The sequence below is a fragment of the Nocardia sp. NPDC006982 genome (assembly GCF_042869435.1).
GTDB lineage: Bacteria > Actinomycetota > Actinomycetes > Mycobacteriales > Mycobacteriaceae > Nocardia.
Genome location: NZ_JBIAFV010000011.1, coordinates 81,960 through 100,299 on the forward strand (window position 1 = coordinate 81,960; position 18,340 = coordinate 100,299).

Below are 18,340 nucleotides of genomic sequence, written 5' to 3' on the forward strand. Positions count from 1 at the left end.
CACTACCTGTGCGCCAGCCGGATCTCGGGCACGTCCGCTGATCACGGGGCTGGCGACTGTCGTGCCCGTGCGGTGGAATCCGTTGGCGCATAGCGTGTGGCGCTGTCGCATAGGCTGCAACTTGTGCGAGGGTTCCAGCCGCTATGCGGCAGCTGAATTCCGGGGTACGGCAGCAGATTTCGGCCCGGGGTGCGGCCCCGGCAACGTGCTCGGGGCCGCAAGGGTTTCGAAATGCTAGTGGTGGCGGGGCGGGCCGGGCCGGTACTGCTGGGTGCCGATGTAGCCGAAATCGTCGGCGACCATGGCGGCCAGTTCCAGGAGGGCACGCCGGGTCGGCTTGCTCACCAGTTCCAGGTCGATCTCCGCGCCCTCGGCGAGGTGGTCGTCGAACGGCACCACCTGGACCGCGCGGGTGCGGTCGAGGAACAGTTTGCGTAGCTGGTCCAGGTCGACGGTGGAGGCGCCGCGGCGAGATGCGTTGACCACCACCACCGTTCGCTCGACCAACTTGCCGTAGCCGTGGTGGTCCAGCCAGTCCAGGGTGGCCGAGGCGCTGCGGGCGCCGTCGATGGCGGGTGAGGTCACCAGCACCAGCGAGCTGGCCATATCGAGCACACCGGCCATGGCCGAATGCATCAGACCGGTGCCGCAGTCGGTGAGGATGATGTTGTAGAACGACTGCAGAATGCCGATGGCCTGGCGGTAGTCGGCCTCGCTGAAGGCCTCGGAAACCGCCGGATCCTGTTCGCTGGCAAGCACTTCCAGTCGGCTCGGTGCCTGGGACGTATGTGCCCGGACATCGGAGTACCTGGTGATGTGGTGATCCTCGAGCAGATTGCGCACGGTGGAGCGGGTCTGCCGCGGCACCCGATGCGCCAGCGTGCCGAGGTCGGGATTGGCATCGATCGCGATGACCCGGTCACCACGCAGCGACGAGAACGTCGATCCGAGTCCGACGGTTGTCGTGGTCTTGCCGACGCCGCCCTTCAGCGACAGGATCGCGATCCGATAGTCCCCGCGCACCGGCTGATTCACCCGGTCGACGAGATCGCGGAAGACGACATCCGCCGCGGACTCACCCGGATTGATCATGCCGCCGGAGGCCTTGTGCACGGCGCGTCGCCAACCACTGCGCGGCGCTTTGCGCGCCCGCTTGAGCAGGTTCAGGTCATTGACCGAATGTCCCGGCTGACCCGGCTGCGGCACATGCTGGGGCTGGAACGGCTGCTGCGTATTCGGCGGGCCGCCTTGCCATCCCGGCGGCGGCCCCTGTTCGGTATACGGCACCATCCCGGTGCCCGGCCTTTGCTCGCCATACGGCATCAGACCGGTGCCCGGCCCCTGTTCGGCATACGGCAGCGGTTGCTGACCCATGGGCGGCTGCCCCATCGGAGGCTGTTGCCCCATGGGCGGCTGCTGATACATCGGCGGCTGCTGCACCGGTGGTGGCGGCGCCCAACTGTAGATCGGCGGCTCGGCCGGACTTTCCACCGGGACCCGCCGGACCAGCCCATCGGGCCCGATCTCCTGGCGGTATTCGCCATAGGACGGCTCGGGCTGCACCGGATGGTTACCGCTCTGGCCGGGACTCGGCTGATACGGCTGCGCGAATTGACCTGTGTTGTACGGCGTTCCAGGCGGCGCGAACCCGTCGGGCGGCCCGTACTGCTGCTGCGGCGGAACCCCGGCCTGCGGGTAACTGTTCTGATCTGTTGGCCCGCCCGGGTATCCGGTGAACTGTCCGGGCTCCGACTGTTCGGACTCATCGGGCTGTTCGGTGACCTCGGCGGCCTCGTGCTCGTCGGTTGCGGGCTCCGCGTCGACGGGTACGGATTCGGATGTTTCGTCCGGCGCCGAGGAGTCGGTGGTGACCTCGGCCGTATCCACCGAATGACTCTGCAGCCAGGGCGGAGAAGTCGGGTTGTGGTCGTTAGTTGTCACAGTTCCCCCATCTGCTCGGGAATTCGAGCAGAGAGCTCGGCGCTTGAAGTGCGAATCAACGCTAGCACGGGGTACGCGGCCCCGCGCCGTGGTATACACGGCCGCCGCGCCGCGTGAAGCACGGCGACCAGCCGTAACTCGAAAACGCTGTCCAACAGCAAGATCGAGAGCCGGGCGCCCCGGTCGGCAACAAAAATGTCACCGCTGGGCGCCCGATTCCCACCGTACTCTCCGGCCTGAGCCGAAGTACCCGGATCGACTCGAGCGGCTCAGTGCGCCCGGTTCACCGCCGACACCACGGCCCGCAGCGACGCGGTGGTAATCGAGGTGGCGATGCCGACACCCCACACCACCTTGTCGCCGATCGCGCACTCCACATAAGCCGCAGCCTGCGCGTCGTCGCCCGCGGACATCGCGTGCTCGGAGTAATCCAGTACTCGCACATCGAATCCGACCGTCGCGATCGCGTCGACGAATGCGGCGAGCGGTCCATTGCCCGCGCCGGTGACTTCCTGCTCGACGCCGTCGACCTTCACCACCGCGGTGATCGAGTCCACGCCGCCGTCGGTCTCCGATGCGGTGACCTTCTGGCGCATCCGCTCCAGCGGCCGGATCGGGCTCAGGTATTCGTCGGCGAAGACATCCCACATCTCCTTGGGCGAAACCTCGCCGCCCTCACCGTCGGTGATCTTCTGGATCGCCTGGGAGAACTCGATCTGCAGGCGGCGCGGCAGCACCAGCCCGTGATCGGTCTTCATGATGTAGGCGACGCCGCCCTTGCCGGACTGCGAGTTGACCCGGATGACGGCCTCGTAGGTGCGGCCCACATCCTTCGGATCGATCGGCAGGTACGGCACCTCCCAGACGATGTCGTCGACATCGGATTCGGCGGCGTCGGCCGCGGCCTTCATCGCATCCAGACCCTTGTTGATCGCGTCCTGATGCGAACCGGAGAACGCGGTGTAGACCAGGTCGCCGCCGTAGGGGTGGCGCTCGTGCACCGGCAGCTGATTGCAGTATTCGACCGTTCGGCGGATCTCGTCGATATCGGAGAAGTTGATCTGCGGATCCACGCCGCGGGAGAACAGATTCATCCCCAGCGTCACCAGACAGACATTGCCGGTGCGCTCACCGTTGCCGAACAGGCAGCCCTCGATGCGATCCGCGCCGGCCTGGTAGCCCAGTTCGGCGGCGGCCACCGCGGTGCCCCGGTCGTTGTGCGGATGCAGCGACAGCACGATCGAATCGCGGCGAGCCAGGTTGCGGCTCATCCACTCGATCGAATCGGCGTACACATTCGGGGTCGCCATCTCGACGGTCGCGGGCAGGTTGATGATCATCGGCTTGTCGGGGGTGGGCGCGATGATCTCGGTGACCGCGTCGCACACCTCCTTGGCGTAGGACAGTTCGGTGCCGGTGTAGGACTCCGGGCTGTACTCGTAGCGCCAGTTGGTGTCCGGGTAGCGCTGCTCGACCTCCAGGCACAGCGTCGCGGCATCGGTCGCGATCTTCTTCACCGCCGCCTGGTCCGCGCGGAACACCACACGCCGCTGCAGGACCGAGGTCGAGTTGTAGAAGTGGACGATCACATTGGTCGCACCGGCGCACGCCTCGAAGGTGCGCTCGATCAGTTCCGCGCGACACTGGGTCAGCACCTGGATGGTGACGTCGTCGGGAATCGCCCCGTCCTCGATGATCTCGCGGACGAAGTCGAAATCGGTCTGGCTGGCCGACGGGAAGCCGACCTCGATCTCCTTGTAACCCATCCGCACCAGCAGGTCGAACATGCGGCGCTTGCGGGCCGGGCTCATCGGGTCGATCAGGGCCTGGTTGCCGTCGCGCAGGTCGACGGCGCACCAGCCGGGGGCGCGGTCGATGATCTTGTCCGGCCAGGTGCGGTCGGGCAGCGTGATCGGCTCGACCTCCTCCGCGAAGGGCCGGTAGCGGAAGGTTGGCATGGAGGAGTTCTTCTGCCGGTTCCAGTCGGGCTGGTCGGCCGGGGCGGGCTTGCTCGGTGCCGTAATGGTGCGCGAACCGGATACAAAGGCGTCAGCAGGGGACATGCGATTTTCTCCAGGGTGTGGTGGATCCCAGTTATCGGGTCGACCGGCGCGGCAGAACCCCGCGACGGGAGGCCAGTCCGATCAGACCCCGTCGCGGCGGCCGAGAAGAAGTGCCCGCTGCATGATGTCGGCGAGTTTACCGTGCCCCGGCACACTGCCGAAAGCCCGGTCCCCATCGTCCGGTCATCCGACGTAACGATTAGCGTTCCGACCGGCTGGAGGTAGGTTCAAATGACTTGGCTGGAACAACTGGCGGTCTTCGGCGCGGGCATCGCGGCGGGCGGCATCAACACCATCGTGGGATCGGGCACCCTGATCACCTTCCCGGTGCTGCTCGCCTTCGGAATTCCGCCGGTCACGGCGAACGTTTCGAACACCATCGGTCTGGTCCCCGGTGGCGTCAGCGGGGCGTACGGCTATCGGCGCGAACTCGAGGGCCAGCGGGCCAGGTTGGTCCGGCTCGGCAGCGCGTCCCTGCTCGGCGGCACCACCGGCGCGATCCTGCTGCTCATTCTGCCTGCCGCGGCCTTCAAGGCGATCGTGCCGGTGCTGATCATCGCGGCGCTGATCCTGGTCGTGGTCCAACCGCGGTTGGCGCGCTGGGTGAAGGAGCGCCGCGCCGCCGATAGCGGTCCGGCGCCCGAACACGGTGGCCTGATCCTGTACGTCGCGATATTCCTGTGCGGCATCTACGGCGGTTATTTCGGCGCGGCCCAGGGCGTGTTGTTGATCGGGTTGCTCGGTGTGTTCGTGCACGAGGACATCCAGCGGCTCAACGGGGTCAAGAATGTGCTCGGTCTGCTGGTGAACGCGGTCTCCGCGGTGGTGTTCACCCTGATCGCCGATGTCGACTGGCGGGTCGCCGCGCTGATCGCGGTCGGTTCGATCATCGGCGGTCAACTCGGCGCGAAAATGGGCAGGCGAATGCCGCCCACCGCATTGCGTGCGGTGATCGTCGTGGTGGGCAGCATTGCCGTCGTCCGACTGTTGATGACGTAGACGAAGGATGTACGTGGCACTCGAGATGCGAAACCCTTAGTGCGGTCGCACTTGTCGCGCAGCCGGATTGGTCCCAAAGGGGGACGACGGCGGCCGGGTCCACAACGCAGGATGATCGATATGCGCGGGTGGAAGATCGTCGGGTTGGCACTGGCGGCCGTGTTGGTGCCGTCATTGGTTTCGTGCTCTCGGCCCAGTGCTGCGGTTACGCAGGTCGCCGAACTGGTTGCGCAGGCCGATGCGGCGCCGACCCCGAAACTCGATTGGGCGCAGTGCCCCGAAGCGGAGTTGAGCAGGTATCAGTGCGCGACGGCCGCGGTCCCGATCGACTACGCGCAGCCGAACGGTGCGACGCTTTCGCTGGCCGTCGTCAAACAGCCGGCAGCGGATAAGGACCGTCGCGTCGGCACCCTGTTCAGCGCGGTCGGCGGACCTGGCGGTTCGGGCTTCAAATGGGCGAGTCACGGTGAGTTGTCAGCCGGTGAGGTGGCCCGCCGATTCGATGTGATCACCTTCGATCAGCGCGGTATCGGCCGCAGCGGTCAGGTGCGCTGCTTCGCGAATTCCCAAGAGCAGCACCGGTTCTGGTCCGCCATCCTGCTCCCGCCTGCGAATGCCGAACAGGAGGCCGCGGCCGCGCGCAGTGCCCGCGACCTGGCCGCCGGTTGCGCCGCGCACAGCCCGGAGCTGCTGCCGCACCTCACCACCGTCGATGCCGCGCGTGATCTGGACCTGCTGCGCCGCGCGGTCGGCGAGGCGACCATGACTTACACGGGCGGTTCCTACGCGAGCTATCTGGGCGAGGTCTACGGCGCGTTGTTCGGCGACCGGGTTCGCGCGCTGCAACTCGGCTCGATGATCGACCCGGACGCCTACACCAACGATTCGCGCGCCCAGATCGCCGACTCCGCGGCGGGTACCGAAGAAGTGCTCGCGGAGTTCCTGCGGCTGTGTGCCGAAGCCGGACAACCGCGCTGCGAGTTCGCGGGCCCGACCAAAACCGATGCCGCCGCACTTCGCGTCCGCAACGACGCCGTTCTGGACCGGCTGCGCCAGGGCCCCATCGTGGTCGGCCAGGGTGAACGCACCCGCGAGGTAACCCTCACCGAGGTGCTGCCCGCACACGCCACCATGCTCTACGACACGAAGCAGGGCTGGCCCGCACTGGCCGAACTGCTCACCGAACTGGAGCGCGGCTCGGCGGGTAATCCCGATGTCGTACAACAGATTCTGGATGCGGGCGGGTTCGCCGAAGACTTCCTCGACGCCTTCACCGCAATCACCTGCGCGGACAACAGCTTTGGCCACGAACCGGAGCAATGGCCCGCCATGGCCGACGAACTCGCCGGTTTCGCACCGCATTACGGTGCCATGTGGCTCTACTTGCGACAGGCCTGCGGCGCTTGGCCCGCGTCGGCCAAGGGGTATCCGCAGCGCATCACCGGTCCGTGGATTCTGCGTTCGGACAAGCCCGCTCTGCTGTTCAACAACCGCTTCGATCCGGTCACCCCATTGACGGCCGCCCGCAGGGCGCAGCAGGAGTTGGTCAATGCCAGGCTGGTGATCATCGAGGGCGGTTACGGACACCTGGTGGTGAGCGACTGCGCGGGCAGGCTCCAGGAGCACTACCTCGTGGACCTGCAACTCCCCGCGCCCGGCGCTACCTGCAAGCCGGACAAGGCCCCGTTCACCGACTGAAACGTCAGTACCGGAAACCGCTCGACCAAGATCGTCCATTCTTGCGACTACCACTGTTCAGGACTCCCGAATCCCGGTAGTCTGCGCTCGGCCATGCGTGATGAGGGAGGTGGCCCGGGTGCATAGACGTGCCTTTTTCAAGGCAGCCGGTGCAGCCGCGATGCTGGGTGTCGCGGGTACCGCATTGGGCAGGGCGACAGCCGATGCCGCAGATCCGATGTGGGACAACCTTTTCCGCATGTGGGTTCCGGAAATCTTTGCGCCACTTCCCGATCCGCCCGAGCATTCACCCGCGATCGTCATCGGCTCCGGCTTCGGCGCTTCGGTCACCGCACTGCGTCTGGCCGAGGCCGGCATCGCCAATACCGTGCTGGAGCGCGGTTCGCGCTGGCCGAACGATCCGTGGCGGGAGATCTTCACCGGTGACGATCTGCCCGACGGCCGCGGCTTCTGGCATCGCACCAACTTCACCGGCGTCACCAAGGTGCCGACGCATTTCGCCAGCTTCGGCGGGGTGCTCGATTGCACCCAGTACCCGGGCATCGATGTGTGGCGGGCGGCGGCGGTCGGCGGCGGCTCGGTCATCTTTTCCGGGGCGATGGTCGCGCCCGAGCGCCGCTTCTTCGACCACGTCTTCGGCGGCACCGTCGATTACGGCGAAATGGAGCGCGTCTATTACCCGCGCGTGCGGGAGATGTTGCGGCTCAGCCCTATTCCGGCGGACCTGTACGCCGCTTCGCCGTTCGCACATTCCCGGGCCTGGGACGAGCAGGTGCGCAGGGCCGGCTATCAGCCGGTGGCCAATGACTCGATCTTCAACTGGGATGTGCTGCGCGGCGAAATCGCCGGCACCACAAGGCCTTCCGCGACGGTGGCGCGCAGCAATCTCGGCAACTCCAACGGCGCGAAGTTCGACCTGAACCAGAACTACCTGCGCTACGCCGAGGACACCGGAAAGTCCGCCATCTATCCGGGGCACCGCGTGGACGCCATCGCACAGGAATCCGGCGGCCGCTATTCGGTGACCGTGACAAAACTTTCGCCGACCGGCGACGTGATCGGCACCCGCACCATCACCTGCGACCGCCTGTTCCTCGGCGCGGGTTCGGTCGGCACCTCGGAGCTACTGGTGCGGGCCCAGGCCACCGGTGCACTGCCGAACCTCAACGAGCACAGCGGCGACGGCTGGGGCACCAACGGTGACGTGGTGCTGGCTCGCGGCGCCAGTCAGTTGGCCGGCTTCGGACAGGGTGTGCCGAGCGCGAGCCGGATCCTCGACGAATCCGCGGTGCCGCTCACGCTCGAAAATTGGTATATCCCCGGCATTCCGTTCGAGACCGGCGCGCTCGCCTCATTGGGCATGGTGCTCGATCCGGCCCGCGCGCGCTTCGGCTACGACCGCGCCCGCAATACGGTCGGACTGTCCTGGTCGACCAAGAACCGCGACGATATCGTGGCCGCCGCCCGCGCGGTCGATCATCGGATCGCCGAACGCTCCAATGCTCTCGTCGAATACGGCGCACTCGGTTACGACGCGAACGCGCTGTTCACCGCGCACCCGCTGGGCGGTGCGGTGCTCGGGCGGGCCACCGACGGCAACGGTCGCGTGCACGGTCATCCAGGCCTGTACGTGATGGACGGTGCGGCCATCCCGGGCAGCACCGGCACGGTCAACCCCTCGCTCACCATTACCGCACTGGCCGAACGCAATATCGAGGCGATCATCCGCGCTGGGAAGTAGCCCGGCGCGGCGCGTATTACTGTCGGCGGGACCGTTCGGCGTCGAAGGGATCCTCACGTGGCAACACCGACCAGGCCGACCACGCCCGGCCTCGACGACGGACCGAAGCTGGATTTTCCACGCAAGCCGCCCGCGCTGTGGTCGGACCTGGTGATGCTGGCGCTGGCGATCGTCTCGGTCGTGCTGGTCACCTGGGTCAGCTTCTTCGACGTCTCCGCGCACACCTACCGCGCGATCGTGGTGCTCGACTACTCGGTCTGCGCGGTATTCGCCGTCGAATTCCTCTGGCGCTGGCGCCGCGCGGGCTGGCCGTGGACGTTCCCGTTCGTCTATTGGTACGAAGTGCTCGGCATGATCCCGGTGACCAGCCCGTTCTTCCGCGGGTTCCGGTTACTGCGGATCGTGGTGATCGCGGTCCGCCTCGGCCGGGTCGCCGATCGGGCCCTCGGCGATCGCGTGACCGCCGCGGTGGTGAACCGGTTCGTGACGACCATCGTCGAGGTCATCAAGCGCCCCATGACCATCGCCATCATGGACGAGGTCGCGCAGGTGCTGCGCACGGGCCACTACACCCGCAATATCGCGGCGGCGCTGGAGGAGAACCGCGCCGAAATGGACGAGATGATCCTCGAACTCATCAAGAACGATCCGCAGGCCGGTCGGGTCCGCTACATTCCGTTCCACGACGAGATCATCCGGCTCATCGCCGACACCACATTTCGGATCATTTTCCAGGTGCTGGCGGATCCGCGCACGGACGAACTGGTCTCGGACATGATCCGCGAGAACGTGGATCAGATCCGAGACGCCGTGCACGCCGGGGTGCGCGTCGGGCCGTCCAATTACGGCCCGACGCCGCACGAACAGACCGTGCGCTACCACCTCAGCCGTGTGCCGCGTGCCTGATCTCGTCGCGCGGCGCCGCGTAACGCATTGTCTCCCAGACGATCAGCAGCACCAGCACACCGCACAGCAGCCCCAGTGACGCCAGCGCGGGCAGCGCACAGGCCGCCGGAGTCAGCGCGAGCAGCAGTCCGGCGGCCACCAGGCGCGGCACCGTGACGTTCCCGGTCGCGTACTGCTTGAACCCGACCAATGCGATCAGATACAGCACCACACCGCCGTACAGCGCGAACAGCGGTATCCCGTACAGCGCGTCCTTCAGGCTGTGCGCCGATTCGTCGCCGACGTAGTAGAGCACCTTCTTCAGTCCGAGCGAGAGACCGATGATCCCGGCGATCATCGGGAAATGCCAGAAGGTGTAGGAGTTTCGGGCGATCTTGATCTGCCGCTCGCCCTCGGCGTGCTGCAACTCGTGCTCCACCGACAGCGCCGCCACATCGAAGTACGCCCACCACAGCAGACCCGAAACCGCGAGTCCGAGCAGGGATCCGACCGCGATCGGCCACGAAATGGGCAGTCCGGCAACGCCGATGCCGATCGAGACGATCGATTCACCCAGCGCCACAATGACGATCAGCCCGTAGCGTTCGGAGAAATGGCGGGCCGAATTCAATCGCCAGTCCTCGCCCGCGAGCAGGGTCCATCCCATATCGCCGACGATCGCGGCGATCCATAGCACGATCTGCGTCGTGCCTTGTGTCATGGCAGCGATGACGAGCAGGGTGGTCCCGATGGTGATGGAACCGAGACTCCAGCGCAGCACCTGGTTGCGCAGTTGCGAATCCTCGGCGCTGGCCAGCACGAACATGGCCAGATGCACCACGCGCACAATCAGGTACGCGATCGCGAAGACCAGCGGGCCGAACCAGCCGCCGTCTGCGTCGTCGAAGGCCTCCGGAATGGTGAGCGCCGCCAGGAATCCGCCGCCCATCGCGACGAACATGGCGACCCGCGCGATGCCCTCGTCCGCGCGCACCACATTGCCCAGCCAGGAGTAGGCGATCCACAGCCACCACATGACCGCGAGTACCAGCACCGCGCGCAGCATGTTCTTGGCGCTGGTGTCGTGTGCGACCAGGCCGGTGACCATGGTGAACGCGAAGACGAGCACCAGGTCGAAGAACAACTCGAGCTGAGTTACCGACGCATCCTCGGCCGTTGGCAGCAGGCGTGCCCGTTTGGAACCGATCATGGTTCACATCGTCGCATCCGAATACGACAGGTGCGCTCCTATACGGCCTGATAGTTCTCGTTCTCGGTGAAGCCCTCAGCGAACTCGATGAAGTTCTGCACGACGGCCTCGTTCGAGCGGCGCATGGTGCGGCTCACCAGCATGCCCGGAACGGGGATCGGGACGTAGAGCTCGACGTGGTACCAGACGTCGGTGCCTTCCTCGCCCTCGGTGACCTCGAACCAGCCGCCGCCCTTGACCCCTCGGGTGCTGTCGGCGACCTCCCAGGAGGAGCGGGTCTCGGTCCATTCGTACTCCAGGACCTGCAGATCCGAGCCGCCCATCAACTCAGCTTTGACGAATACCCGGCGCGGTCGCAGGTTGTCGTCGCGGCTCGCGACCCGGGCGTCGCTGTAGGAGGTCGACCACTCCGGAAGCATCTCGACCGCGGCCAGTGCATCCATTACCTGCTCGGGATCGGCGTCGACGACGAAACGGATATCGGTCTTTGTACGCATTCCATACCTCCGCCCCCGCCCAACTACATCGGCAAATTGTGCCCAGCGACACAATCGCAAGTCAACTGAGCGGGCAGTGCCCGAAGCCACATCGGCCGCATATCTCGGGGGGATCACGATCGATTATGTACGGCGAGAACAAGTTACGGTTCAGTATTTTCGAACGAATCGCGATTTCGCCGGTCCAGTGGACTTGCCGTAGCAGCTGACGGGGCCGTAAGTCGATCGTGCGCAAGGTATTCGCATCGTCGGCTGCGCAGGAGGTAACGGGCCCGCGGGGAGCGGGCCCGTGGGTGCGGCGGCTCAGTGCGGCGTTGGTTCGATGATCGCGTCCGGGCCTGGGTAGACGAGCGATTCGTGCCCGTCGTCGAATCGCACCACATACGGCGGTGCGCCCTGAGGTCCGCGGACTTCGACGATTTCGCCGTGGCGATCACTCTGTCCCACAACGTGGCCGTGTACGAGGAGCCGGTCTCCGACATTCGCCATCATCGCCCCATTATCGAATGACGGTGACGCGCGTCACAAGGGTTCCCAGTACTACGCGGCGTTTCACTCGTTTCCGACGAGTCGTTCGACCGCGGCCTCGATCAGCTCCTGGCTCTGCGCCTCGGTGAAGATTCCCGGCAGTGTGAGCCGGTCCACGATCAGCCAATTCAGCGCCAGATACAGCAGAATCACCGATTTTTCGTCGCCGGGCAGTTCGGCTTCGAGATGGTTGCGCACATTGAAATCGAGATCCGCGCGCACGGCCTCGGTCATGACCGCGCGCAACTCCGGTCGCCGCGTCGCCTCCAGACGTAGCTCGAGCATGGCCAGGTAGCCGGTGCGGAACGCCTCGATGCGACCGACCGTCTCGCGCATCAACTCGGTGATATGCGCCCGCGTCTTCGGACCCGTTGCCAGGTCGGCCATGGTCGCCGCGCTCGGTGTCAACCGTTCGTAGAACCGCCCGCCCACCTGGGTCAACAGGTCGTCACGATTGGCGAAGTAGTTCGACGCCGTACCCGCGGGCACCCCGGCCTCCTTGTCCACCGCTCGAAAGGTGAGCCCGCGCGCCCCCTCCTTCGCCAACACTTCTATCGCCGCATCGAGCAGCGCTTGCCGCCGCTCCGGATTAGTCCGCACTTGACACCACTCCATCTGTAGTACTACCTTCAAACCACTTCAGTTAGAGTACAACGGATCAGGCGGTATTGATATGCGAAAACTCGTCTACTACGTAGCCGTATCGCTCGACGGCTATATCGCTGGTCCGGCAGGGGAGTTCGACTTCTATCCGCTCGACGACGAGATGGCGACCTGGATCACGGGGCAGTATCCGGACTTCGTGCCGAGTCAGGCGCGGTCGCACATCGGGATGGCGGTGGACGAACCGAATAAGCGGTTCGACACCGTACTGATGGGCCGCGCAAGCTACGAGCCCGCGCTGTCCGAGGGAGTCGCCAGTCCGTATGCGCATTTGCAGCAGTACGTCATTTCGAGCACCCTCGGCCCGATCGATGATCCGCAGGTCGAGGTGGTCGCGGGCGATCCGGTCGGGCTGGTGCGACGGTTGAAAGCCGAAGCGGGTGGCGATATCTGGCTGTGCGGCGGCGGCAAGCTGGCCGGGGCGCTGCTCGACGAACTCGACGAGATGATCGTCAAGAGCTATCCGGTTGTCGCGGGCGGCGGCATATCCGCCTTCTCGGGTGCATTCAACCCGACCCTGTTCACGCCGACCGAGCGCCGGGAGTTCGGCAACGGCGCCCAGGTCACCTGGTTCTCCCGGTCCTGACGATCCCACACCACGAAAGCGGTATTCATATGCGAAAACTCGTGTACTACGTCGGCATGTCCCTCGACGGCTATATCGCGGGCCCCGGCGACGACATCAGCTTCTATCCGGTGGACGACATGTGGGACTGGATCAAGGCGGAGTATCCGGAGACCCTGCCGACTCATGTGCGCCCACATATCGGGCTGGAGGTGGATGCGCCGAACCAGAAGTTCGACACCCTGGTCATGGGTCGAGGCACCTATGCTCCGGCCCAGGCCATCGGCGTGACCAGCCCGTACGCGCATATGCGCCAGTACATCGTCTCGAGTTCCCTCGGCCGGCTCGATGACCCGACTGTCGAACTGGTCGACGGCGATCCGGTCGGTCTGGTGCGTCATCTGAAGCAGGAGGACGGCATGGATATCTGGCTGGCGGGTGGCGGCAAGCTCGCCGCACAGCTACTCGGCGAGATCGACGAGCTCGTCATCAAGAGCTATCCGGTGGTGGCCGGAACCGGAACCCCGGCCTTCGCGGGCGAATTCAACCCCACCTTGTTCACACCCACCAGACGCACCGAATTCGGCAGCGGTGCGCAGGTCACCTGGCTCACCAGAGTCTGATGCCACCGGCCGTGGCGGCAGTCCGCCGCCACGGCATCGGGACCTCACGCGACCTTGTCGTAGACCAGAACGATCGCACCGGAATCCGTGGTGGACAGATCGGTGAGCGACCAGCTGGTTGCGGGCACGCCGTCTTCGAACAGTCGTGCGCCGCCGCCGACGAGTTCGGGGCACAGCGTGATGATCAGCCGATCCAGTTCGCCCGCCGCCAGCAGGTTCTTGATCACGCTGCCGGAGGCCAGTACCACGATGTCGCCGCCTGATTCGGCGCGCAGCAGCTTGACCGTCGCGGCCGGATCGGCCTCGGCAATCCGGGAGTTCGGCCAGGGCGTCTCTGTCACGGAGTGTGAGAAGACCACCTTGTCCACCGCATCGAGCCAGGTAGCGAAGGCCCTGTCGCGTGGCTCGGCGTTCTCGTCGGCGGCGACGGTCGGCCAGTAGCCGCCGAAGCCCTCGTAGTTTTTGCGGCCGAGCAGGGCCGTGGTCGCGGTTGTGGTCAGCTTGACCATCTGATCGCGGGAGGCGTCGCTCACGGCGTGCGGCACGATCCAGCTCATGTCGTAGTCGCCGCCGCTGCCATTGGTCCGGCCGTCGAGCGACAGCGAGATATTGGCGATGACGCGGCGGGTATTGGTCTCGGTCATGTCGGTTCCTTTGTTATCGGTGGCGCCCCGTGCGCCGCTGCAATGAATACTTCCGGCGCGGCCACCCCCGAACATCTCCCAGCCGGCCGATATTCGTGTGGGGCAGGTGGCAGATACCCGGTGGTCGGATGCGGGCGGTCGTGGCAGACTCCGAGGCGCGATGATCGACTCCAGCCAGCACTTTCCGCCCGAGCTGTCGTCGTTCGTCGGCCGCGCCGAGGAACTGGCAACGCTCACCGCAGCGGTCGCGCCCGGACGGGTGCTCTCCCTGGTCGGCCCGGGTGGCTGCGGTAAGACCCGGTTGGCCCTGCGCTCCTGCGCTGCGCTCGCCGATTCCTGGCCCGACGGCATTCGCTGGGTCGGCTTGGAGAACGAACGCGACGCCGATGGCGTCACCCGAGCCATCGCATCGGCGCTCGGCGTACCGCTGGCCGCCGATCCTGTGCACACGCTGACTCGGGAACTGACCGCGCGCAGCATCCTGCTGGTGGTCGACAACTGTGAGCACCTGCGCGAACCGGTAGCGGGGATCGTGTCGGCCATCCTGGCGCGCTGCCCGAGCGCCGGTGTGCTCGCCACCAGTCGGGTGCCGCTCGGCCTACCCGGTGAGCAGGTGTATCGCCTGTCGGCACTCAACCTGGCCGACGCACTGGATCTCTTCTCGGACCGCGCAGGGACCGCGAAACTCGGCCCGGACGCGCTGGCGGCGGCGCGTCGGGTCTGCGACCGGCTGGATCGACTGCCGCTGGCCCTCGAACTCGCCGCAGGTTGGGCGGGCACTCTTTCGTTGGCGCAGTTGGCGGACTCGTTGCGGGATCCGTTCGCATTGCTCGATGACGACACCGGACGCGCCCCCTTCCGGCAGGCTACGCTGACCGCATCGATGCGCTGGAGCCACGACCTGCTGGACCAGGATGAGCGCGAATTGTTCCGGCGTCTCGGTGTTTTCGAGCCCGGATTTGCCGCGCAGGCGATTGCCGGTCTGGCCGAACGGCTGGAAGTCCCGGTCCAGCGCTATCTGCGGGCATTGCGCGGTTTGATCGCCAAATCGCTGGTGTCGGCGGATACGACAGGTCCGGTCGCCCGCTACCGAATGCTCGGTGTGGTGCGCGATTACGCGCTGCTGCGGCTCGACGAGGCGCAGGAGACCGCGGCGCTGCGCGATCTGCATCTGGAACTGATGCTTGCGCTGGTGGAAAGCGCTGCGCTGCTACTGGATTCGGATAAGGACGAGTGGCGCACGCTGCTCACCGTCGAATATCCGAATATTCGTGCCGCCATCGAATGGGGTTTGGATCGGGCCGAGCCCAACGCCGCAGCGGGCCGTAGACTAGCGGCCGCGGTGGCCTGGCTGTGGCACCTGGGCACGCATGCCGCCGATGGCGTTCGGTTATTGGAACATGCTGCGGCGCAAGGGAATGACACCCGTGACGAAACCCAAGCGCGCGTGCTGCTGGCCCAGGCGCTCGTTGCGGACACCGCGCTACCGGGGTCGGTGAGTTATGAAAAGGCATGCGCCGCAGCGAAACTAGCTGAACAGCTCGGCCTGGAGGATGTCGGCCTGCTGGCCCGCGCACTCATTGCCATCGGCACCATCGGATTCGATCTGGAGCGCACGCGCACCGAAGCGTCGGCGGTGCGCGCAGAAGCACAACGGGCCGGCGACGGCTTCGTTACCGATGCCACCCAGGCACTGATCGGCCTGGTCCACCTACTGCGCGACGAACACCGCGACGCGATCGAACAGCTCGAGCCCGCCGTAACGGGACTGCTACGGCGTGGCGACCGCGCCATCGCCTCGTCCGCACTCGGCTGGCTCGCACTGGCGACCGCGCAATCCGGTGCGCTGGCCCACGCCATCGAACTCGCCGAACAGGCCGTGACCACCGCGGCACCCCTTCGCGACTTCCATCGCATCGCACTGGCCCGCACCGCGCTCGCCGAAATCCTGCTGTGGGCAGGCAGATCCGGGTCGGCGGGCGCCGCGCTCGCGCCGATCGATCGGCTCGTCGAGGGAGCGGAGACACCGCCGTTCGTCCCCGGTTGGGAGCGGGTGCACGCCTTACTCGAACTCGACGCCGGACGGCCCCACGAGGCGGCTGCCTGGTGCCGTCGCGAAGGGTGTTGGCAGGAGCGGCCTTCCGACGATCAACTGACCCCCTGGACGCGGTTGGTACTCGCTCGTGCGCTTCGGGAATCGGGAGCGGCAGCGGATTCGGCCGATCTGCTGGACCGGTTATCGGCCACGCCGCTCACGACGGCCCTGCCGTCCGTGCACGCCGCTCTGCTGGAGCAGCGGGCATTACTGGCTCCGGATACCGAGCAGGCAATGCGAATGCATCACGAGGCCTTGCGAATTCGGGACGAACACGGCTTGGTGCTCGCCTGTGCCGACAGCCTGACGGCTCTCGCCGCTGTGGCATTGCGACGTGCGTCGTTCGAGACGGCGGGGTTGCTGTTCGGCGCGGCCGAACGGGCCCGCGCCGACGCCGGATCGGTTGTCCGCGTTGATATCCCCGACGAAACGCGGCTGCTGGAATACCTCGAGCGCGGCCGCGCCATGTCGTTGCGGGCGGCGATCGACTACATCACCCGTGCCCGTGGCAGGCGCAACCGCCCCGATTCCGGCTGGGAAAGCCTCACGCCAACAGAGCGTTCCGTGGTCGAACTCGCAGTCTCCGGCCTGACCAATCCGGAGATCGCCGCGCGTTTGTTCATCGGCCGCGGCACCGTGAAAACGCATCTGGCCCATGTATACGCCAAGCTCGGAATCGCCAATCGCACCGAACTCGCCCGTCTCGCGCCCAGTGATTAGCCGCGCAGAAATGACAGGCGCACTTGGCGGTCCGGGTTGTCGACATTGAGGTCTACCATCGCGATTGATTGCCAGGTGCCCAGGGTCAGTGCGCCGCCGATAACGGGCACGGTGGCGTAGGGCGGGATCAATGCGGGCATGACGTGGGAGCGGCCGTGTCCGCGGGAGCCGTGGGCATGCCGCCAGCGATCATCGGCGGGCAGCAGGTCGCGCAATGCGGCGAGCAGATCGTCATCGCTGCGCGCGCCGAGCTCCATGATCGCGATCCCGGCCGTGGCATGCGGCACGAAGATGTGCAGCAGCCCGTCCTCGCCCGCCTCGCGCGCGAACGACGCGCACTGCGGAGTGATGTCGTACACGACCTCGGAACGTCCCGTGGTCACCTCGATCACCGTGCTCTTCATGGGCTACATCGTCCTCTCAATCGGTGTCGGCTGCCCGCAGCAGCGCCGTCACCCGCACCGATGTTTCGTGCAGCCGGTTGAACACATCCAGCACCAACTCCAACTGCTCGACCGAATACCCGGCCATCGCCGCCCCGAACTCGCGCGCCATCACCTCGTAGTGCGGCGCGATCTCATCGATCCGCTCTCGGATCACACTGATATTGACCCGCCGCCGGTCCTGCGCATCGTGTTCGCGCCGGACATAGCCCGCTTTCAGCAGCCGGTCGATCATGCGCGTGATGGCGCCGGTGGTCAGGCCGGTACGGGCGGCCAGCTCTCCGGCGGTGGCCGGACCGCCGAGGCGGAGCAGGTTCAAGCAGCGCAGATCGGTCACATGCAGGCCCAGCCGGTCCGCGACGGCCTGGTGCATCATCACGCCGTCATTGGCGCTCCGCTGGGCAGCGATGCTCAGCGCGGTCGACAGGTCCACACGATTCGACACCTTGACACCCTTGTCTGACTCGGTCGCTATCTTACTCACTCAACTATTTACTCGATCAACTATTGAGCGAATCAGATCTTACCGGGGAGGGTCACCATGACCATCGATCAGCATGCCGATGCGGCCGCCATCCGTGAATTGCTCGATCGCCGAGCCGCTGCCTGGGTCGCGGGCGACGCCGAGGCATATGCGCAGGTCTTCACGCTGGACGCGGACTACGTCACCTGGCTCGGCACCCACTACAAGGGCCGCGCGGCCATCAGCGCCTGCCATGTGCCGCTGTTCGAGAAGTATCTGAAGGGCACGCGGCTCGACGGCGAGATCACCCAGCTCCGTTTTCTTACGCCCGATGTGGCCGTCATCCACGGCAAAGGCGCGGTCGTCAAGGGCAGGCGGCGCCGCAACCGCCGCAACACCAAAGTGCAGACAACAGTGGCCGTTCGGCACAAGGGAGAATGGCTGGTGGCCGCCTTCCAGAACACGAAACACCACTGGCTCATGGAATCCGTTTCGGCCGAGTTCGATTCGCGAACGGCCCCTTCGATACTCGCGGGCTGAGGAGGTAGGAACAAATCCGCTG

General features: G+C 66.0%; 17 protein-coding genes. 8 read left to right on the forward strand and 9 right to left on the reverse strand.

From position 1 onward, the window contains the following. Nucleotides 1–234: 234 nt before the first annotated feature. Together ACFYOW_RS33785 and leuA are read right to left on the reverse strand one after the other, a co-directional pair. On the reverse strand, nt 235–1,887 hold the full coding sequence (locus ACFYOW_RS33785; protein WP_387294128.1) for an AAA family ATPase: 1,653 nt from the start codon (nt 1,885–1,887) through the stop codon (nt 235–237). A gap of 323 nt (nt 1,888–2,210) precedes the next feature. Next, nucleotides 2,211–4,004, reverse strand: a complete 1,794-nt coding sequence (gene leuA, locus ACFYOW_RS33790; protein WP_387294129.1) for a 2-isopropylmalate synthase — start codon at nt 4,002–4,004, stop codon at nt 2,211–2,213. 231 nt (nt 4,005–4,235) lie between these two features. On the opposite strand from leuA, the gene ACFYOW_RS33795 reads away from it, so the two are divergent. From ACFYOW_RS33795 to ACFYOW_RS33810, 4 genes are all read left to right on the forward strand, one after another. Beyond that, nucleotides 4,236–5,003: a sulfite exporter TauE/SafE family protein gene (locus ACFYOW_RS33795; RefSeq protein WP_387294130.1), complete on the forward strand. Its 768-nt coding sequence runs from the start codon at nt 4,236–4,238 to the stop codon at nt 5,001–5,003. A 120-nt stretch (nt 5,004–5,123) separates the two neighbouring features. Next, a complete protein-coding gene (locus ACFYOW_RS33800; RefSeq protein ID WP_387294131.1) occupies nt 5,124–6,701 on the forward strand; it encodes an alpha/beta hydrolase in 1,578 nt (525 codons plus the stop codon). A gap of 118 nt (nt 6,702–6,819) precedes the next feature. Continuing rightward, the gene (locus ACFYOW_RS33805) at nt 6,820–8,442 is read left to right on the forward strand and encodes a GMC oxidoreductase (RefSeq protein WP_387294132.1); all 1,623 of its coding nucleotides are present in this window, start codon (nt 6,820–6,822) and stop codon (nt 8,440–8,442) included. A gap of 57 nt (nt 8,443–8,499) precedes the next feature. Continuing rightward, nucleotides 8,500–9,348: an ion transporter gene (locus ACFYOW_RS33810; RefSeq protein WP_387294133.1), complete on the forward strand. Its 849-nt coding sequence runs from the start codon at nt 8,500–8,502 to the stop codon at nt 9,346–9,348. Here ACFYOW_RS33810 and ACFYOW_RS33815 read toward each other — a convergent pair. The 4 genes from ACFYOW_RS33815 to ACFYOW_RS33830 all read right to left on the reverse strand — a co-directional run bounded on the left by ACFYOW_RS33815 (nt 9,326) and on the right by ACFYOW_RS33830 (nt 12,177). Next, nucleotides 9,326–10,537, reverse strand: coding sequence for a low temperature requirement protein A (locus tag ACFYOW_RS33815; protein WP_387294134.1), 1,212 nt, complete (start codon nt 10,535–10,537; stop codon nt 9,326–9,328). The genes ACFYOW_RS33810 and ACFYOW_RS33815 overlap by 23 nt on opposite strands. 38 nt (nt 10,538–10,575) lie before the next feature. Continuing rightward, nucleotides 10,576–11,034, reverse strand: coding sequence for an SRPBCC family protein (locus tag ACFYOW_RS33820; RefSeq protein WP_387294135.1), 459 nt, complete (start codon nt 11,032–11,034; stop codon nt 10,576–10,578). Between the two features lie 303 nt (nt 11,035–11,337). Continuing rightward, the gene (locus ACFYOW_RS33825; RefSeq protein WP_040686020.1) at nt 11,338–11,526 is read right to left on the reverse strand and encodes a DUF1918 domain-containing protein; all 189 of its coding nucleotides are present in this window, start codon (nt 11,524–11,526) and stop codon (nt 11,338–11,340) included. A gap of 60 nt (nt 11,527–11,586) precedes the next feature. Beyond that, nucleotides 11,587–12,177, reverse strand: a complete 591-nt coding sequence (locus ACFYOW_RS33830) for a TetR/AcrR family transcriptional regulator (RefSeq protein ID WP_387294136.1) — start codon at nt 12,175–12,177, stop codon at nt 11,587–11,589. A 58-nt stretch (nt 12,178–12,235) separates the two neighbouring features. On the opposite strand from ACFYOW_RS33830, the gene ACFYOW_RS33835 reads away from it, so the two are divergent. After that, the gene (locus ACFYOW_RS33835; RefSeq protein WP_387294137.1) at nt 12,236–12,811 is read left to right on the forward strand and encodes a dihydrofolate reductase family protein; all 576 of its coding nucleotides are present in this window, start codon (nt 12,236–12,238) and stop codon (nt 12,809–12,811) included. Nucleotides 12,812–12,840: 29 nt separating this feature from the next. Then, nucleotides 12,841–13,413, forward strand: a complete 573-nt coding sequence (locus tag ACFYOW_RS33840; protein WP_387294138.1) for a dihydrofolate reductase family protein — start codon at nt 12,841–12,843, stop codon at nt 13,411–13,413. A 44-nt stretch (nt 13,414–13,457) separates the two neighbouring features. Here ACFYOW_RS33840 and ACFYOW_RS33845 read toward each other — a convergent pair whose 3' ends face one another. After that, nucleotides 13,458–14,057 carry a dihydrofolate reductase family protein gene (locus ACFYOW_RS33845; RefSeq protein ID WP_387294139.1) on the reverse strand — a complete coding sequence of 200 codons (600 nt, stop codon included), beginning with the start codon at nt 14,055–14,057 and terminating at the stop codon, nt 13,458–13,460. 160 nt (nt 14,058–14,217) lie between these two features. Between ACFYOW_RS33845 and ACFYOW_RS33850 the strand changes: the two genes are divergently transcribed. Continuing rightward, entirely contained in the window at nt 14,218–16,872 is a 2,655-nt protein-coding gene (locus ACFYOW_RS33850; RefSeq protein WP_387294140.1) for a LuxR C-terminal-related transcriptional regulator, read from the forward strand. On the opposite strand, the gene ACFYOW_RS33855 is transcribed toward ACFYOW_RS33850, so the two are convergent. Together ACFYOW_RS33855 and ACFYOW_RS33860 are read right to left on the reverse strand one after the other, a co-directional pair. Further along, nucleotides 16,869–17,276 carry a secondary thiamine-phosphate synthase enzyme YjbQ gene (locus tag ACFYOW_RS33855; protein WP_387294141.1) on the reverse strand — a complete coding sequence of 136 codons (408 nt, stop codon included), beginning with the start codon at nt 17,274–17,276 and terminating at the stop codon, nt 16,869–16,871. The two genes, ACFYOW_RS33850 and ACFYOW_RS33855, sit on opposite strands and share 4 nt — an antisense overlap. Nucleotides 17,277–17,292: 16 nt before the next feature. Continuing rightward, entirely contained in the window at nt 17,293–17,760 is a 468-nt protein-coding gene (locus tag ACFYOW_RS33860; RefSeq protein ID WP_387294142.1) for a MarR family winged helix-turn-helix transcriptional regulator, read from the reverse strand. 96 nt (nt 17,761–17,856) lie between these two features. On the opposite strand from ACFYOW_RS33860, the gene ACFYOW_RS33865 reads away from it, so the two are divergent. Then, nucleotides 17,857–18,318: an SgcJ/EcaC family oxidoreductase gene (locus ACFYOW_RS33865; RefSeq protein WP_387294143.1), complete on the forward strand. Its 462-nt coding sequence runs from the start codon at nt 17,857–17,859 to the stop codon at nt 18,316–18,318. The last annotated feature ends 22 nt before the right edge of the window (nt 18,319–18,340 follow it).

Bases quoted from the DNA above. Each gene is read 5' to 3' on its own strand.
- leuA (WP_387294129.1), bottom strand. From the start codon at position 4,004: ATGTCCCCTGCTGACGCCTTTGTATCCGGTTCGCGCACCATTACGGCA.
- ACFYOW_RS33835 (WP_387294137.1), top strand. From the start codon at position 12,236: ATGCGAAAACTCGTCTACTACGTAGCCGTATCGCTCGACGGCTATATC.
- ACFYOW_RS33830 (WP_387294136.1), bottom strand. From the start codon at position 12,177: ATGGAGTGGTGTCAAGTGCGGACTAATCCGGAGCGGCGGCAAGCGCTG.
- ACFYOW_RS33855 (WP_387294141.1), bottom strand. From the start codon at position 17,276: ATGAAGAGCACGGTGATCGAGGTGACCACGGGACGTTCCGAGGTCGTG.
- ACFYOW_RS33820 (WP_387294135.1), bottom strand. From the start codon at position 11,034: ATGCGTACAAAGACCGATATCCGTTTCGTCGTCGACGCCGATCCCGAG.
- ACFYOW_RS33845 (WP_387294139.1), bottom strand. From the start codon at position 14,057: ATGACCGAGACCAATACCCGCCGCGTCATCGCCAATATCTCGCTGTCG.
- ACFYOW_RS33795 (WP_387294130.1), top strand. From the start codon at position 4,236: ATGACTTGGCTGGAACAACTGGCGGTCTTCGGCGCGGGCATCGCGGCG.
- ACFYOW_RS33850 (WP_387294140.1), top strand. From the start codon at position 14,218: ATGATCGACTCCAGCCAGCACTTTCCGCCCGAGCTGTCGTCGTTCGTC.
- ACFYOW_RS33825 (WP_040686020.1), bottom strand. From the start codon at position 11,526: ATGATGGCGAATGTCGGAGACCGGCTCCTCGTACACGGCCACGTTGTG.
- ACFYOW_RS33840 (WP_387294138.1), top strand. From the start codon at position 12,841: ATGCGAAAACTCGTGTACTACGTCGGCATGTCCCTCGACGGCTATATC.
- ACFYOW_RS33800 (WP_387294131.1), top strand. From the start codon at position 5,124: ATGCGCGGGTGGAAGATCGTCGGGTTGGCACTGGCGGCCGTGTTGGTG.
- ACFYOW_RS33815 (WP_387294134.1), bottom strand. From the start codon at position 10,537: ATGATCGGTTCCAAACGGGCACGCCTGCTGCCAACGGCCGAGGATGCG.
- ACFYOW_RS33865 (WP_387294143.1), top strand. From the start codon at position 17,857: ATGACCATCGATCAGCATGCCGATGCGGCCGCCATCCGTGAATTGCTC.